Source organism: Erwinia sp. E602, assembly GCF_018141005.1.
Taxonomy (GTDB): Bacteria; Pseudomonadota; Gammaproteobacteria; order Enterobacterales; family Enterobacteriaceae; genus Erwinia.
The window spans coordinates 47102-64650 of the sequence record NZ_CP046581.1; the positions used below are offsets into that span (position 1 = coordinate 47102).

Genomic DNA, 17549 nt, shown 5'->3' on the forward strand with positions numbered 1-17549 from the left:
CATTACACGCCTGCGTCAGTTCTGAATGATTTCAATCGTATGAGTTTTTCCATCGTCCATCAGCGGGATTCTGTCATCCGCCAGGGGGATGCCATCCAGAGTAACCTGATAGGTTACCTCGCCACGTGAAACAGTAATGTGATACTGACTGCTGCCATGCTGATAAGTCATGCTAAATGACGGCCAGCTGTCCGGCAACAGAGAGTGAACGGTAAGGGAATTACCGTAACGTCTTATCCCCAACAGCTCTTCTGTCAGCAGACGGTACGCCCAGCCTGCGGACCCGGTATACCAGCTCCACCCTGCCCGACCGGTATGCGGCGCGACGCTGTATACATCAGCACTCATGACATAGGGCTCCGCTTTATATCTTTCCACGCCCTTGGCATCCAGCGTGTGGTGTATCGGGTTGATCGCAGACCAGAGTTGCCACGCGCGCTCTGCATTCCCCATTCGGGCAAAGGCCATCACGGCCCAGATGGCTCCATGGGTATACTGCCCGCCGTTTTCCCGCACGCCCGGCAGATAACCCTGTATGTAACCGGGATTCGGTCCATGACCGTCAAATGGAGGGGAAAGCAGCTTAATTAGCCCGACATCGGTATCGACCAGGTGCTTGTCCAGCGCCTGCATCGCCTTAACGGCGCGTTCAGGATCGGCCGCCCCGGAGAGAACGGACCAGCTTTGCGCGATGGCATCAATCCGGCAGTCCTGCGAGTCTTTGGATCCCAGAGGCGTGCCATCGTCAAAATAGCCACGCCGGAACCACTCGCCATCCCAGGCGGCGGCATTGAGATTTTTCTGCAGGCGCACCGCCTCCAGACGGCACAGCGACGCAACATGTTCATCCTGGCGCCGCTCAGCGAGCACCGCGAAACGCTGTAAAATGTCGTACAGGAAGAATCCGAGCCAGACACTCTCCCCTTTACCGTCGATGCCGACCCGGTTCATCCCGTCATTCCAGTCGCCCGCACCCATAAGCGGCAAACCATGCTGGCCAAACCGTAGCCCGTGCTTAATCGCCTTAACGCAGTGCAGCCAGAGCGTCTCTCTGGTGTGGCTGATGAGTGGCGTATCGTAAACGGACTCTTCGCCGGGCTGGAGCTGGCGCCCTTCCAGCCAGGGGATGCATTGCTCCAGTATCCCGGTATTCCCGGACGTTTCGACGTAGTGACAGACCGCGAGCGGCAGCCAGAGATAATCATCAGAACAACGCGTACGTACGCCGTTGCCGTGCGGAGGATGCCACCAGTGCTGCACATCGCCCTCAATAAACTGCCTGGAGGCGCACAGCACAATCTGGTCGCGCAGTCGTTCCGGTGCGCAGTGGCTCAGCGCCAGCGTATCCTGAAGCTGATCGCGAAAACCAAACGCGCCGCCGGACTGGTAATAACCACTGCGTGCCATCAGACGACAGGCCATCGTCTGATACAGCAGCCAGCCGTTAACCAGTAAGTTAACGGTGCTGTCCGGGGTGTTGACCACGATGGTATCCAGCATGCGGTGCCAGTATCGGTGAACGGCGTTAAGCTCCTGGCGAGCGTTGTCCTCATCCAGATAGCGGGCGAGCACCGTCTGCGCCTGGGCAGGATTTTCCCCGCTGCCAAGTATAAAAATAAAGGTCTTCTGATCGCCATCAATCAGGGTAGTGACAGACTGGATTGCGCCGCACGGATCGAGACCGGCACCCACGTTACCTGACAGCCTGCGTAGCTTCATGGCGGCTGGGTTTTGCAGAGAGCCGTTGCGGCCAATAAACTCGCGGCGGTCGGCCGTAAAGGAACCATTTGGGTCGTTGACGGCAAAAAATGCGGTGCGCCCTTCGCCGCTAGCGCCGTAAAAATTACTGGCCATCACGCTGCTACCACCCGGCACGCTTACCGCATGCGTCACAATGTGGGGGGCTGAACGCGTGCGCGATTCACCAAGCGTCCACTCCACGTATCCTGTGACCGATAGCTGCCGCGCACGGCCCGAATTATTACTGAGCGTCAGGATCGCCAGCTTAAGCGGGGCATGTTCGGCGACCAGTACCGTCAGCTCACTGTCTATCCCGCTCTCGCGGTGGGCGAATACGCTGTAGCCAAAGCCATGGCGGGTCAGATAATCGCCGCGCCCGCGCACGGGTAACGCAGTGGGCGACCAGCACTCGCCGCTTTCTTCATCACGAATATAAAAAGCTTCACCGCTGCGGTCGCTTACCGGATCGTTTTCCCAGGGCGTCAGGCGGTATTCATGAGCGTTCTCGCACCAGCTGTAGGCCTGTCCTGCTTCAGATATCACGCTTCCAAAACAGTCGTTTGCCAGCACATTGGACCAGGGAGCAGGCGTCGGCTGGTTTTCCTTCAGGAGAATCTGATACTCCCGACCATCTTCAGAAAACCCGCCATGACCGTTGAAATGTCGCAGCCTGTCGGTATCTGGCGTCCAGTCCGTGTGCTGATTACTCCCTGCCGCGCTGCCCGGCACAAAAGGCCTGAGCGTTTTTTTCGACAAGTGGATCCGCTGGTTAAGCTGTTCGTTAAGACCACCGGCACGATCGTCGAGATACAGACAGGCCACACTCATTAACAATTGCTTATCATCGGCAGACAGGTGCTCGCCGTTACGTACAAAAATCCCGCCCGATTTATCCAGCATGCTGGCTTCTGAACCGGCATAGATTAGATCCATAATCTGCGTCTGCAACACCTGCTGGTAGCCGCCGGGGCTGTTATTGAGGATAACAAGGTCCACCTCCAGCCCTTTCAGCCGCCAGTAGCGATGCGCCTGAATTAACGTGGTGACGGAGGCCATACTCTCCTCGCTGGCGGCGCTGAGCAGCACAATCGGCAGATCGCCTGAAATAGCCCAGCCCCACAGCGCGGACTGACCGCGCCTGTTCCGGCTGATGACCTCGCCGCCGGCGCGTAATTCCGGGCCGGGATAGAGCACCGCGCTGGCGAGACGGTTAAACAGCGTGGCGTCATCTTCGCTGGCGTTCATCTGCCGTAACACCACCAGACTGTGCGACCAGGCCAGCTCAAAGACGCGCTCGGCAATCGGGTAATCGCGGTATTTTTCCAGCAACGCCAGGCTGTGCTGACGACTCTCGCTGATGCCATAAATGATATCAATCGTTACCGGCACTCCCGGCAGGAGCGTCACGGCGTGGCGTATTGCCAGGATGGGATCCAGCACCGCGCCCGACGTATTGCTGAGCGGCCCGTTTTCATGGGCAGCCGCGGCATCAGCAGGACTTCTGCCCCTGCCGATAAACTTAGCCCGATCGGTTTCAAACGAGGCGCCTGCGCCGTCATCGCCATGCACGACCATCATGTGAAACAGGTACGGACTCGGTTCATCCGGCGAACGCGGACGTCGGTGGCACAGAATAGCGTCCCGTCCCGGGTCAATCTCAGTTTCAATGAATAAATTGCTGAACGCCGGGTGTGCCAGATCGCTGGCCTCTGGGGCCATCACCACTTCGGCGTACGTCGTCAGTTCAAGCGTTCGCGGCAGACGCCCGCGGTGTACAAGGGTGACCCGTCGCAGCTCTATATCATCTTCCGGAGAGACCACAACCTGCGTTCTGATGCTCAGAGTGCCGAAGGTGCGCCTGAATTCCGCGCACGCGTCGGTGAATATCATCTCATCGTTGCCGTCAGCGTGTCCGCCCACGGGGTGCCAGGTGTTGCTCCAGACCTCATCCGTAAGCGGGTCGCGGATATAGCAGAACGATCCCCAGCAATCACGGGTCGTGTCGCTGCGCCAGCGGGTAAGGGAAATCGAGTTCCAGCGGCTGTATCCGCCGCCGCCCGGCGTCATCATCAGGTGGTAGTGTCCGTTGGATAGCAGCTGTACCTCAGGCGTCGGGCTGTCCGCACGGGTGAAGACTCGCGGCTCATAGCGCACCGGTTTCACCCTCCCCTCGTGGGATTCAAAATGACGGCGGGGACTGTAGAGATCGACCACATCCGGTACGCGCTCCTGGAGCAGCAGGTTTGCCGACATAAAGGCAGGGCTCGCCATAAATCGAGCGGTCATCGGAGCGTCCAGCAGAAGATGCGCCAGCGCCTGAAATCCCATGCCCTGATGATGTGCCATCCACGATTGCACCACGGCGTACAGTTGCCCGGTAGCAAGCCGTGATGGCGTATAGTCCAGCGCTTCATAAAACCCATATTCGCCGCGCGCACCGCTCTGCTCCAGCCTGAGCAAGTTTTCGCAGGCCTTCTGCGGAGAAACCAGCAGCGCCAGCAGCGTAGCGTACGGCGCGACGACCATATCGTCGGCAAGCCCCCGACGCAGACCCAGGCCGGGTACGCCAAATGCCTGATACTGATAATTGTGTTGAACATCAAAGGCATGATAGCCGGACTCAGATACGCCCCACGGCACGCCGCGCTCCTTGCCCCAGTGGATCTGGCGCATCACCGCGGATTTGCTCATCTTATCAAGCAGACTGCCGTGCCAGGTCGGCATCACCAGATTCGGCATCAGATATTCGAACATCGAGCCGCTCCAGGACATCAGGGCGGTTTCATTATCGATGGTGGTGAACAGCCTTCCGAGCGCGTACCAGCTTTTCATCGGTAGCTGATTCGTTGCGATGGCGACAAAGCTGGTCAGACGGATTTCAGAGGGCAGAAGGTCATAGTGGCTTTTGTCGGCCGTATTCGTGTCACGGTTAAATCCGACGCTGAGCAGGCTGGTCGCTTCGCTGTAAAGAAACGCAAAATCCATACGCGCATGGTCGCTCAGCCGCTGTTCAAGCTCGCCGATCATATCCAGCCGCAGGCGGGCGTAGGTAATAACCGATGCCGGAGGCGTCCCTTCACCTGCGCAGGTCGCGCCCGCCAGCCAGCTCAGCGTCGGCAGCGTCTCGCCGCAGTATGCCGGGGGTAACCAGCCGAGCAGATGCGACCATTCATGGCAAAGTTCGACCAGCTGTTGCTCCAGACGCTCCGTCCAGCGCACCACAAGGTGACCCTCCTGCCGACACGCGCCGGTGAGATGGTTGCACTGTGCGCGCATATTTTTAAGCGCGTCATACAGTCGCCCCAGAGGCAGCGCCGCCGCACTGGCGCACTGACTGCGCAGCAGTTTCAGCGCACCCGGCGCACCCGGCCCCCAGTGTTTTTCCAGAAGGGAAAGCGTATCGTCCAGGCCGGCTAATATCCTTTCGCCGTTCAAAACCGGCTGATTACGCATGCCTGACACCCCTTCACGCAGCGTCAGCAGATGTCCGGCCATGTTGCCGCTGTCAACGCTTGAGACGTAGCGCGGGCTGAGCGGCGCAAGCGTACGGGTGTCATACCAGTTATATAAATGACCGCGGAAGTGTTCCATCTTATCCAGCGTGTCCAGGGTCAGCATGATGCGCTGCAGCACGCCGCCGCCGTGCAGATAGCCAAAGTCCCAGGCCGTCAGGTTAGCCAGCAGAGAGAGGCCAATGTTGGTGGGTGACGTACGATGCGCGACCGCAGGCTGGGGGATTTCCTGATAATTGTCAGGGGGGAGCCAGTTCTCTTTCGCCGTGGCAAACGTTTCAAAGAAGGCCCATATTTCCCGACTTGTCTGCCGCAGCAGCTGTTTCTGTTGCTGATTCGGCAAACAGGCCTTACGCACAGCCGGCTGGCTCAGCCAGCTCATCAGAAGGGGTGTCAGGCACCACGTGACGCTGATGGCTATCGCGATGGTCAGCAGCAGCGGTGCAAAAACAGACGTCAGAGCCGTAAGCGCCAGACCGCAGGCGACGTTCAACCACATAGCCCGACAGAAGCCCAATGCAGAGACGTTGTTCTGGCCGTTATCCGGGCTATGGCTTACCCACTGGGTGAGATTGCGCTGGCTTACGCCAAGACGCCAGAGCGTAACGCCGATCGCATATAACGAGTAACCGGCTTCGTGCGGCGTTATCACCACGGTCAGCCCGATACGGGAAACGCGCTTCAGTGCTCCGGCTGCGACCAGCATCAGATGCTGCCTGAAGGGACGGCGAAGCGGTTTATGCAAGAGATCCCAGACGATGCTTAACGCCGCAGGCAGCAGCAGTATCACCATCAGCACGCCAAGCCAGTACTGCGGATTGGGGATCCACAGCAGCGTGCTAAACAGCAACAGCAGGAAGGAAGGCGCCACCAGGCTGCGTCGCAGATTATCAAATAATTTCCAGCGGGAAAGCGCGGAGAGCGGATTTTTATCCCGGGTTCCGTCTGCTTTTCTCACCCGGAGCCTGAGCCAGTTGAGTAATTGCCAGTCCCCGCGGATCCAGCGCGTACGGCGCGCGACGTCGGAGAGATAATCATTCGGATACTGTTCGTAGAGTAAGACTTCGCTCAACAGGCCGGAGCGAGCGTAGCAACCCTCCAGCAGATCGTGGCTGAGAACGAGATTTTCCGGGCAGGCGTTGGCGGTGGACTGGACAAAAATATCCACATCATAAATACCTTTGCCAACGAACGATCCCTCGCCGAAGAGGTCCTGATAGATATCGGAAGACATCATCGAGTAGGGATTATTACCCGGCACACTGCTGCGCAGGGCGGCGTAGCGTCCTTGCCCGTTGCGGGGCATCTCCTCCGCCAGGCCGGGCTGTAAAATCCCGTACCCTTTAATGACTCTCTGGCGCGTCGGATCGTATTCTGGCTTGTTCAGCGGGTGCGCCATCGTGGCCACCAGTTTATGCGCGGTATCGCGTGGCAGGAGCGTATCGCTGTCCAGCGTGATCACGTATTTAATCTGTCCGGGTAACATGTGCGGGGGCAAGCCTGCAGCGCTTGAAAACTGTGCTCCCGGCTGGCGTAACCAGCTGTTCAGCAGCGCCAGCTTGCCCCGCTTGCGTTCATACCCCATCCATATCCCCTGTGTATCGTTCCATTCGGGCTGGCGGTGCAGTAAATAAAAGCGAGGCCGGCTGCCGGGATAGCGCCGGTTAAGCTTTTGCGTCTCTGCTAATGCCTGGCTTAACAGGGCACTGGTTTCCCGGCTATTTTCGGTTAATGAATCAGCAAAATCGGTGAGAAGCGCGAAGCAGAGATGATCATCCTGATTACCGAGGCAGCACACTTCGAGACGAGTGAGAAGCTTGCTGAGGCCTTCATGGCTTGTCAGCATGCAGGGGATCGCCACCATGGTGGCATACTCAACAGGAATGCCGTCTGAAAAGTCCATCCGCGGCAGAGGGCTGGGGATGCGAAAACGCGTGGTTGCTTCGCTCAGCATATCGCTCACCAGCTGGCTGACAGCAACAATAAGAGGAAACGCCAGCGGTATCAGCAGCCAGGAGATCGCATGCTGCGCCGTCTCATACAATACGGCGGCCGTAACGGCGGTGGTTAAAAGGCTTATGCTGCCGAGCCATGACAGTAGGGGAAATTTATTAAAACTCTGTCGCAGCCGTTTGATACCCGACCTCTCAGCCGACAGTAATTCTTCGAGCTGCGCGCGCCCCTCTCCCAGCAGAAAATAACCAATATGTCGGTGCGCAGTGTCTGCGGCCATTTCACCAGACAGTGACAGCACGCGGTTTGCGACTTCCGGTTCACTGAAGCGACTCTCTCTGGCCAGCGTCTCGATCACGTGGCGATAATGGTCCCGGGTATCGAAGTGCATGCGCGGGTAGATAGCCGCAGGATCACGTCGCAACGTCTGCTCCACTACGCTGATGCTCTCGGCGAACTCCGCCCAGTTTGTTTCACTCAGCAAGCGCAAACCGGCAATGCTGTTGCTGACGGAGAGCTGGCTGGCAGCAAGCTGCTGATTGAAACGGTGAATGAGCGCCTCAGTCGTCACTCCCTGCTCTGCAAGACGCTGTTCAACCCAGCTGAGAGGAAGCGCCAGCGCGTTGCCATGTCCCTGCAGGCGGCGAAACAGCTCTGCGACAAAAGCGCTACTCAGCGGAGGGTGAGAACGTGCCATATCGGCGATAACCATGATTACGTCGGCGGGAGCATGCTCAGCACATTCAAAAATTTGCGTTACCCATGTATCCGCAAGGTTGCGTTCCTGCTGTGCCTCAGCCACTTCGCAACTCACCCGCCGCAGGTTTTCAATCAGCGCCAGACGCAGCATCCCCGGCAACGCCCAGACTTCCCCCAACGTCAGCGGCGTCAGCTGTTGATAGGCGGTGAGATAGCTGGTCAGACTGACGGTATCCCAGCGCCCGTCGCCATGAGCGATGGCCTCTGAGGCGATATCATAAATCCGGGGGCATTGATGCGGGGAGGCCAGTGCAGGAAGCCCTTTACCGAAGCTTTTCGGCAGGTGCTGGCGAACCATGCGGATCTGCTCTTCGATCAGGTAGTAGTTGTCCAGCAACCACTCGCCTGCGGGCATGATACTGGTTTTTTTACCGGCGTTGAGTGCGTAGCAGCTTTGTGTAATCACCGCCTCATTGTCACTGAGTCGTTTAAGCAGGTAATAGGGTAGTTTATCCGGGGACAACTTATGCGTGCGGGCCAACTTTTGCCCGAAACGCTCCAGCTGTGGCGTCGAAAACAGCTCCGATCGTAAGTCGTTCTCACCGCCCGTATCGTTTGCCGGGAAAGGAACGCGTTCGCTGTCTTCGGGCAGAATACGGGCGCGCTTAAACCACGCCATAAGTCTCGTTTTCATAGGGTTGCTCTGATTCGACGTTAACGTGCAGGAGCAGTTGCGAAATCAGTTCAGAAATGTTCTCTCAGGATGGGCGTAAGGCATCAGGGACTGAACAGCTGCTGGAATTATGTTCAGTATAGAACATTGGTTAAGAAGCCAGTACGGCGATGTACCGAGACGTCCAGCGCGGAGACCGTTTCGTCACAAATTACCAGCCGCGTGCAGACGATCGGCCCCGCGTAATACTGACGCGCTACTAGTTACAACATTCTAATCTCGTGATTAAACCCATGCGAAACTCTCACCCTCTGAAGTTAACCTTCACTTACAACGTACCGTTCAGCTTAAAACAAGCTTAAGCAGTTCTTGATGCCTGTTTAAGCCGGTACTGAACAAAGGGAAAATAATTGCTTGCACAGGATTTTTTTAGCATCGCCATAAAAAATATTTACCCTACTTATTATCGACTAATATTTTACAAAGAGAGCGAAGAGCTTCTTCCTGTTCAACTATATTTTCTGGTTTATAGTATCTGTTGATAAGTCCCTTGTCCTGCTGGCAATCATAAACATTGATATCCAGCCATCCTTGTGACCAGAAATCCAAAGCCCCTATAAGATTATTTCCTGAGAATTCATCGCGCTCTAAAGAACCAAAGTCTCCATTAGGGTATGAGCTGTAAGTTAAAATATAGCTTCCCAACTTTGGTACAATGTCATATTTAAAGGAGATATGTTCATTTCAACCAACCCCCTATTTCGTATCTACAGTATTAATATCCTGTGTTTCAGGAAAAATGGTGGCACCTTGTCTATTTAGAGGCATTTTTGAGCACTTCTCGACTCCGGCCGCAACATTTTGTACCACCCCACATTCTCTCCCTGAATGAAGCTAAAAGATCCTGCTTAACGACGCAGCCAGGATGTAAACCATCTTAGTGCCCCGCGTTTCTCAGATACAGCATCAGGGGAATCGCTCACGGATGCTTTCGCATCCTGTCCACAGTATTCCTGCTCCCGGGGTACAGGCATCACCTGCTCCTGGGGTTCAGGCATTAGCACTCTGCGAATACCGCTATGATCCGGACCGCTCACCAGTCCAGCGCTCTCCAACCGTTCTATTAGCCGCGATGCCTGGTGGTAACTAGTTCGTAGCGCGCGCTGTAGTTGAGAAATCGACGCTTTCCGGGTCACGCTCACCACGCGAATGGCCTCGTCGTACACGGGCCCGAAATCATTAACGTCATCCTGGGCAGGTAGTCTCTCAGGGTCGGAGGTGATCCCACCAAGATACTGGAACGGGTAACGATCTTTCCAGAACTGCACCAAAGTATGGATGTCCTGCGCAGAAGGGCTGACACACTGTAACCGCAGCGCCTCAGATGTGTTGGGGCAAAGAAAGAGCATATCTCCCTCTCCTGTTAACATCTCAGCCCCATCGCGGTGGATGATCGTTCTTGAATCCGCTTTACCAGCCGTGGTGAGAGCGATACGGGAAGGAATTGCCGCTTTAATGCGGCTGGACAGCACATCAATTGAGGGGCGCTGGGTGGAAAGAATCAGATGTATACCAGCAGCATGCGCCTGCTGTGCCAGGCGAAGCACCGTTTCCTCCAGCGGATTGCCAGCCGATAGCATCAGGTCGGCCACATCGTCGACTACCACCACGATAAACGGAAGCGTGGTCAGAGTGGGCAGACAAGATGCTGAGGTGCCCTCTCCTGTCAGGAAAGGGTCCGCTAAAGGCGTGCCCATGCGCTCAGCGCGTTCCACCCTGTCGTTATATGTAGAAAGGCTGTTTACGCCCAGAGCAGACATCAGCCTGAAGCGACGTTCCATTTCAACGCCCGTCCAGCGCAAAGCATTTAAGGCTTGCTGTTTGTCCTCAATCACATCAGTCAGCAAATGCGGTAACTTCGCATATCCGACAAATGTCACTGGCCGCGGAGCGATAAGAATAAAGCGAACTGTTTCCGGTGCGGCACGGGATAAAAGGCATAACAGGAATGCATTCAACAGAATCGATTTTCCCGAGCCGGTCATGCCTCCAATCAGCAGATGAGACACTGCCTGTAAATCAATCACCACCGGCTCCCCGGAGAGGCTGACCCCAGGGACGATGGCCAATGGCGATACCGGATCCGCCGCAGCCAGATAGTTTAACACGGTGCTTAACGCCACGGTCTGACGATGAGTATTTTGGATCAGGATGCCGACATATGGCGTTCCGGAGAGGTGCTCGATGACCTCAACTGAGGCTACGCAAAGCCTGCGTGCCAGGTCGTTTTTTAGTGCGGAAAATCGTCTGGCCGTGACGCCGGGGCCGGGGAGTACCTCAAGTAATGTGAACACAGGGCCGGTTTTGACGGCCATTATCTCAGCTTGTACCCCGAACTCTTCCAGAGAGTTGGCTACGTTCCTTGCCGCTTCACGTTCGGCACAGGTCGTTGCTGTAGCCAGAAGTGGATCAAAATTAACGTTGTTATTCATTATGTAATACCAGTTCATCTGTTAAAGGGTATTTTAGTTACAACACACAATGGCTTAATTAAACTAACCCGGGCCTTCGGCCCGCTCAGCAATCCACTCACCTTCTGAACTTAACTTCACTTACAAGGTACCATTCGGCTTAAAACAGGCTTGAGCAGTTCTTAAGGCCTGTTCTTTTGACTAACCACTCCGGGCATCGGTAACTCTCTTGCTCTGCTGTACTAACCTGTTCATTCAACGGATCCTCCCGAATGAAATCCTTTATTCGCCTCGCCGATTGCCGTAAAAAGAGGGATTCACTTAGGATATCGCTTAGTTTCGGAGCTTACCATCGCCAGCGCTGACCGCCTCACTTCGCTAATCACAGTCAAACGGCTCGCGGCACTGACCGCCGCCGCGCTGCTGTTAACCAGCTGCTCCTCCACCCCGCCGCGTTCGCTGGTGACGCCGCCGCCGACGGTGATGGTTAAGCCTCCGCTGCCGGTCAACCCCGCGCCGATGCAGGGTCCGCTGCGCGGCGTATGGCTGGCGACCGTCTCGCGGCTGGACTGGCCGCCGATCGCCTCGGTTAATGCCCGCCCTGAGCAGCGCATTCGCCTGCAGCAGCAGGCGCTCATCGCTAAGCTGGATAAGCTGAAGGGGCTGGGGATTAACGCGGTATTTTTTCAGGTAAAACCCGACGGCACCGCGCTGTGGCCATCTGAGATCCTGCCGTGGTCAGATATGCTGACCGGGCAGATCGGCGAGGATCCGGGTTACGATCCGCTGCAGTTTATCCTCGATGAAGCGCACAAGCGTGGCATGAAGGTACATGCCTGGTTCAACCCCTACCGGGTATCGGTGAATACCAAAGCGTCGACGACCGCGGAACTTAACCGCACCCTGTCGCAGCAGCCGGCCAGCGTGTTTGTCCTGCACCGCGACTGGATCCGCATCTCCGGCGAGCGCTACGTGCTGGACCCGGGCATTCCGGAGGCGCGTGACTGGATCACCAGCATCGTGGCGGAAGTGGTATCGCGTTATAACGTCGACGGCGTGCAGTTTGACGACTACTTCTACGCCGACTCTCCGGGTTCGATGCTCAACGACGGTCAGACCTTCAGCCGCTACGGTCAGGGGTTTGCCAGCAAGGCGGACTGGCGTCGGCACAATACCCAGCAGCTGATCGAACAGGTGTCGCGTACCATTAAGCAGCTGAAGCCGGGTGTCGAGTTTGGCGTCAGCCCGGCCGGGGTGTGGCGCAACCTGTCTCATGATGCCGCCGGCTCCGATACGCGCGGCGCGGCCGCCTATGATGAATCCTTCGCCGACACCCGCCGCTGGGTGCAGAGCGGGCTGCTCGACTATATCGCCCCGCAGATTTACTGGCCGTTCTCCCGCAAGGCCGCCAGCTACGGCGTGCTGGCCAGCTGGTGGGCTGAGGTGGTGAAACCGACCCGTACCCGCCTCTATATCGGCGTAGCGCTGTACAAGGTCGGCGAAGCCTCGAAGATCGAGCCGGACTGGACGATCGGCAACGGCGTACCAGAGCTGAAAAAACAGCTGGATATGAACGAATCACTGCCGCAGATCGACGGCACCATCCTGTTCCGCGAGAACTACCTGAACCAGCCGCAGACGCAGAGCGCGGTTAACTACCTCAGAGACCGCTGGGGAAGTGGAAAATAACAGTGCGTCTTCACGTTATTCATGGTTAAAGCGTTGTCGATGCTGGCTGGGCGTCACACCCATGATTTTGCGGAAGACCTTGCGGAAGGCAGAAGCGTCGGTATATCCCACTTCCCAGGCAATCACATCGACAGCCTGCCCTGTAAGCTCCAGCGCGTCTCGCGCTTTCATTATCCGCACCTGTTGCAGGTAATCCGTCGGCCTTAATCCCGTAGCTTTCTGGAAATGGCGGAGAAAGGTGCGTGGTGACAGTGACACCCGTTCTGCCATCTTTTCAATACTGTGCTGCTCGGAATAGTGGGCATGCAGATGATGCTGGATAAGTAAAATCTTGCTGTCACCATGTTCGAAATCAGGGATAAAAACGCTGTAGGGACTTTGTTCACGCCTTGGGGGATCGACCAGCAAAAATCGGGCGGTGGCAAGCATTGTGCCCGTTCCTGATATTTTCTCGATCAACGTCAGCCCCAAATCTATCCAGGCCAGGATCCCGCCTGCGGTAATTATATCGCCATCGTCGATGACCATTTTTTCCGCTACCACGTCAATCGCTGGGAAACGATCGGATAACGCCTGCGCAAAAGCCCAGTGCGTTGTTGCGCGACGGTGGTTAATCAACCCGGTTTCGGCCAGAACAAATGCACCGGCACAAACCGAACACAGCGTGACACCCTTGTTATAGAGTGTATTCATCCAGTCAGCGGGCACCTTCATTGAAGTCATCAGTGCTGGCATCACCAGGCTTGGCGGCGCAATCAGATAGCTCATACGATGGGGTTCATCCGGATGGCTGTCCCAGACACATTCCACGGTATTAGCGCCTTCAGTAACCTGCCAGTGCGAAACCCGTATCGCCCGTTTACGCTCCTCTCCGGAAATGCTCATAGCCCAGTCAGCGGCGATCCTGAACATATCGGTCAGGCCGTACACTGCGGCGAGTTGGCAGTCCCGGTAAATCAACACACCAATTTCAGCTATAACCGTGCTTTTAACAGAACTGAGATTTGTCATTTTCAACGCTTATAATGTCATATATGACAAGTGTAACGCCTTACGTAATGCCTGACAATCATGTTCAACAAGTCATCACCGCGATGGCCTGAAAACTGTAAAGGAGCGCATATGTCAGGCGCAGAAATTGAAAAGTTAAAAATTTCAAGGCGTAACCTTTTGATCCTCGGCAGCACGCTGTCGGCAGGTATTGGGCTCTCACACTCATCCCTCGCCCAGGGCATAACATTTTTATCATCACCTTCAGGAGATATCCCTATGAGCAACGGCATCATTACTACCAAAGACGGCACCCGAATTTTCTACAAAGACTGGGGCCCGAAGAGTGCACAACCTGTCGTCTTCCACCATGGCTGGCCGTTAAGCGCTGATGACTGGGATAACCAGATGTTGTTCTTCTTATCTGAAGGTTTTCGCGTAATCGCCCACGACCGCCGTGGTCACGGACGTTCCGACCAAACCGATGCAGGTAATGATATGACCACCTACGCAGCAGACGTGGCCGAACTTGCCAGGACGCTGAATCTGAAGAACGCCATTCATATCGGCCACTCTACCGGCGGCGGCGAAGTGGCGCGTTATGTCGCACATGCTGAAAAAGGCCGGGTGGCAAAAGCGGTTTTGATCGGTGCTGTCCCCCCTGTCATGCTGAAAACAGCCGCCAACCCGCAGGGTTTACCCTTAACGGTATTTGACGGTTTCCGTTCTGCTCTGGTAGCAAACCGTGCGCAGTTCTATATCGACGTGCCGGCAGGCCCATTTTATGGCTTTAACCGCCCTGGCGCGAAAGTCAGCCAGGGATTGATAAACAACTGGTGGCGACAGGGAATGGCTGGCGGCGCTAAAGCGCAGTATGACTGTATTGCCGCGTTCTCAGAAACTGATTTTACTGAGGACCTGAAAGCCATCACCGTTCCGGTATTAGTTATGCATGGTGAAGATGACCAGATAGTGCCGATTGATGACTCCGCACATAAGTCAGTCAAACTGTTGAAACAGGGCACCCTGAAAACCTATCCCGGTCTGCCGCATGGTATGTGCTCGACCAACCCTGAAATAATTAACCCTGACTTGCTGGCTTTCGCCAGGCGTTAAACATTGCAACCCCGGAGGATTAGCGGCAATCACCTGATTCTATTAGCCGCCTGTTTAAACTGGCATCCTGCTTCGGGGTCAATGATGCCATCGCGTTGAATAACTTCAGACTTGCTATGCGGTCAGGTATTGTTGTGCAGCATGCTCAACGGGTGAACCCGTTTGTCAGGCCACCCGCAACCGTTTCTGCCAAACCCGCCCTCATTTACCCGCAGTTATGTTATTCATGGCTGCGGATATTTCATAAAGTATTCAGCCACTCCGCTAAGCTGGTTGTTAACGGGCAGCCCCCCTGAAGGGCTTGCCGCGCGCCCATTTCTGCCGTTATGCCGCCATCAAAAAGGATCACGCCATCATGAAAGTGCAAAAAATCGAACAACCCGCCGCTATCCCCGCGCTGGATCCGCAGGGCAGCATCGCCGGACTGCCCGGCTCACCGGAAATTAAGCTGTTCGGGCTGGAGAAAACCATTCCCGGCACCAGCGGCATTGATACCGGTATTTTCGAGTGCGGGCCGGGCAGCTATCGCCGTGGGGTTAAGCAGGCGGAAGTGATGCACTTTCTGTTCGGCAGCGGATCGTTCACCCCGGACGGGGAAGAGACGCTGACTTATAAAGCCGGTGACACCTTTTTCTTTGAGGCCAACACCGAAGGCACCTGGGTGATGGAAACGCAGATGCGCAAGCTGTACGTGATATTTGACGTGAAATAAGCGCGTCGTCACTGCGTCACTCACAGGCCGGTTGCCTGGTAAGTCTCTGTACGGCGATTATGCCCCTTAGCGGTCCGTTTGATCGTCAGGACACGCAGCGTGCCACGCCCTTCCGTCAGGTTTTTCTGCCGGGTTTTCCTGGCTTAAACGCCCGGGCACTTCTGGCCTGGCCCGCTGAGATATCCATCAGCCGTCGGAAATTTGGGCATTCAAAATGACTGGGCGCCCCGCAGTCCGCCACGTGGCGCAGGGTGTCGCGCAGCGCCGTCAGCTCAAGGATCTGCGCGTCCAGCTGGTCGGCGCGGGCGTGCAGCTTATCCCGCGGCAGTTCGCTCACCCCACCGCGGCCAAACAGGCCGCCGATCTCCTGCAGCGAAAATCCCGCCGTTTGCCCCATCGCAATCAGCCGCAGTTGTAACAGCACCTCGGGCGCGTACTGCCGCCGCAGGCCGTGGCGCGCCACCGCGTGAATAAGACCGCTTTTCTCATAGTAACGCAGCGCGGAGGGGCTCACCCCGGACTGCGCCGCCACCTCGGCAATATCGAGTAATTTCATACTTGACCTCAAGTCGACTTCAATTCGTAGACTAGCCTGACACCCTGCCTTTAACAAGAGAATGCACTATGACTCAGATCACTCCTTCCGCCCCACCGCTGTCGTCTGCGCGACTGACCGCCGCGCTGGTGCTGGCGATGCTGCTGGCGTCGCTCGGCACCAGCATCGCCAATATCGCCCTGCCGGTGCTGGGGACGGCGTTTGCCGCCCCGTTCTCTGGGGTACAGAGGGTGGTGGTAGCCTACCTGGCGGGATTAACCGTCGCCGCGGTGTATGCCGGGCGGCTCGGCGATCGCTTCGGACTGCGGCCAATGCTGGCCGCCGGGCTGCTGCTGTTTGCGGCGGCATCGCTGCTCTGTAGCCTTGCCAGCCAGCTGCCGCTGCTGGTGCTGGCGCGGCTGCTGCAGGGCATCGGGGCCGCCTTTATGATGACGCTGTCGATGGCACTGATGCGTCAGATCAGCACGGCCGGGCGGCCTGGCCGCAGCATGGGGCTGATGGGCAGCGTCTCCGCGCTGGGAACGGCGCTCGGCCCGGCGCTCGGCGGGCTGCTGCTGCCGCTGACCGGCTGGCGCGGACTGTTCTGGATGCCGCTGCCGCTGGCGATCGTCGCCCTGCTGCTGCTGCTGGTCGCCCTGCCGGGTCAACCACCGGCGACATCAGGCGTACCGCCCGGCCTGCGTCAGGTTCTCAACCGCGCGATGTTCAACACCCTGGCGCTGAATCTGCTGGTAGCGGCGGTGATGATGACCACCCTGGTGGTCGGGCCGTTTTATCTGAGCCAGGGGCTGCGGCTGACGGACGGCCAGGCCGGGCTAATCATGGCATCCGGGCCGCTGATCGGCATGTGCTGCGGCGTGCCCGCCGGGCGACTGGTCGATCGGTTCGGTCACCGCTACACGCAACGGCTCGGGCTGGCGCTGATGGCGGGCGGCACCCTGCTGCTGGCCTTCACCGGCGCGGCCGGTGGCGTGACCAGCTATCTGCTGGCGATCATGATCCTGACGCCGGGCTATCAGCTGTGCCAGGTGGCTAACAACAGCGCGGTGCTGGCGAAAGTACCCGACAACCAGCGCGGCACGGCCTCCGGGCTGATTAACCTGTCGCGCAACCTCGGGCTGATCGCCGGCGCATCGCTGCTCGGCGCGCTGTTTGCCTGGGCCACCGACCCGGCCGTGCCGGCGACGGCCGGTGCGGAACCTGTCGTCGTCGGAATGCGGCTGACCTTTCTGACGGTCGGCGTGATGCTGACCCTGACACTGCTGTCCACCCTGCGCAAAGCAGCCGGCCGGCAGACCATACCAGAATGAGTCATATAGCGGTCATTAAGTGGGTTAATGACCCATAGGTGAATCAATTTTATTGCAGGCAGAGTCAATCGTGCTAATAATATGGCCTATAAAGCCGTCATTAATTAACTTAATGACCCACAGGAAAG

At 57.0% G+C, this 17549-nt stretch carries 9 protein-coding genes; 4 read left to right on the top strand and 5 right to left on the bottom strand.

Annotation, left to right across the window (positions count from 1 at the left end):
* Positions 1–15 precede the first annotated feature (15 nt).
* From GKQ23_RS00195 to GKQ23_RS00205, 3 genes are all read right to left on the bottom strand, one after another.
* The gene (locus GKQ23_RS00195) at positions 16–8598 is read right to left on the bottom strand and encodes a glycoside hydrolase family 94 protein (protein ID WP_212408281.1); all 8583 of its coding nucleotides are present in this window, start codon (positions 8596–8598) and stop codon (positions 16–18) included.
* A gap of 435 nt (positions 8599–9033) precedes the next feature.
* Positions 9034–9282 (bottom strand): hypothetical protein, encoded by a 249-nt coding sequence (locus GKQ23_RS00200; RefSeq protein WP_212408282.1) that lies wholly within the window; start codon positions 9280–9282, stop codon positions 9034–9036.
* Positions 9283–9485: 203 nt separating this feature from the next.
* Positions 9486–11069, bottom strand: a complete 1584-nt coding sequence (locus tag GKQ23_RS00205) for a DNA translocase FtsK (RefSeq protein ID WP_212408283.1) — start codon at positions 11067–11069, stop codon at positions 9486–9488.
* 330 nt (positions 11070–11399) lie between these two features.
* On the opposite strand from GKQ23_RS00205, the gene GKQ23_RS00210 reads away from it, so the two are divergent.
* Positions 11400–12737: a glycoside hydrolase family 10 protein gene (locus tag GKQ23_RS00210; RefSeq protein ID WP_371819993.1), complete on the top strand. Its 1338-nt coding sequence runs from the start codon at positions 11400–11402 to the stop codon at positions 12735–12737.
* Between the two features lie 15 nt (positions 12738–12752).
* On the opposite strand, the gene GKQ23_RS00215 is transcribed toward GKQ23_RS00210, so the two are convergent.
* Entirely contained in the window at positions 12753–13748 is a 996-nt protein-coding gene (locus GKQ23_RS00215; RefSeq protein WP_101505011.1) for a GlxA family transcriptional regulator, read from the bottom strand.
* 258 nt (positions 13749–14006) lie between these two features.
* Here GKQ23_RS00215 and GKQ23_RS00220 point away from each other — a divergent pair, with 258 nt between their 5' ends.
* Positions 14007–14843, top strand: a complete 837-nt coding sequence (locus GKQ23_RS00220; RefSeq protein ID WP_212408351.1) for an alpha/beta fold hydrolase — start codon at positions 14007–14009, stop codon at positions 14841–14843.
* A 355-nt stretch (positions 14844–15198) separates the two neighbouring features.
* A complete protein-coding gene (locus GKQ23_RS00225; RefSeq protein WP_056238459.1) occupies positions 15199–15555 on the top strand; it encodes a cupin domain-containing protein in 357 nt (118 codons plus the stop codon).
* 115 nt (positions 15556–15670) lie between these two features.
* Here GKQ23_RS00225 and GKQ23_RS00230 read toward each other — a convergent pair whose 3' ends face one another.
* On the bottom strand, positions 15671–16111 hold the full coding sequence (locus GKQ23_RS00230) for a helix-turn-helix domain-containing protein (RefSeq protein WP_212408284.1): 441 nt from the start codon (positions 16109–16111) through the stop codon (positions 15671–15673).
* A 68-nt stretch (positions 16112–16179) separates the two neighbouring features.
* Between GKQ23_RS00230 and GKQ23_RS00235 the strand changes: the two genes are divergently transcribed.
* Positions 16180–17421, top strand: coding sequence for an MFS transporter (locus tag GKQ23_RS00235; RefSeq protein ID WP_212408285.1), 1242 nt, complete (start codon positions 16180–16182; stop codon positions 17419–17421).
* The last annotated feature ends 128 nt before the right edge of the window (positions 17422–17549 follow it).

Bases quoted from the DNA above. Each gene is read 5' to 3' on its own strand.
- GKQ23_RS00225 (WP_056238459.1), top strand. From the start codon at position 15,199: ATGAAAGTGCAAAAAATCGAACAACCCGCCGCTATCCCCGCGCTGGAT.
- GKQ23_RS00195 (WP_212408281.1), bottom strand. From the start codon at position 8,598: ATGAAAACGAGACTTATGGCGTGGTTTAAGCGCGCCCGTATTCTGCCC.
- GKQ23_RS00220 (WP_212408351.1), top strand. From the start codon at position 14,007: ATGAGCAACGGCATCATTACTACCAAAGACGGCACCCGAATTTTCTAC.
- GKQ23_RS00235 (WP_212408285.1), top strand. From the start codon at position 16,180: ATGACTCAGATCACTCCTTCCGCCCCACCGCTGTCGTCTGCGCGACTG.
- GKQ23_RS00215 (WP_101505011.1), bottom strand. From the start codon at position 13,748: ATGACAAATCTCAGTTCTGTTAAAAGCACGGTTATAGCTGAAATTGGT.
- GKQ23_RS00230 (WP_212408284.1), bottom strand. From the start codon at position 16,111: ATGAAATTACTCGATATTGCCGAGGTGGCGGCGCAGTCCGGGGTGAGC.
- GKQ23_RS00205 (WP_212408283.1), bottom strand. From the start codon at position 11,069: ATGAATAACAACGTTAATTTTGATCCACTTCTGGCTACAGCAACGACC.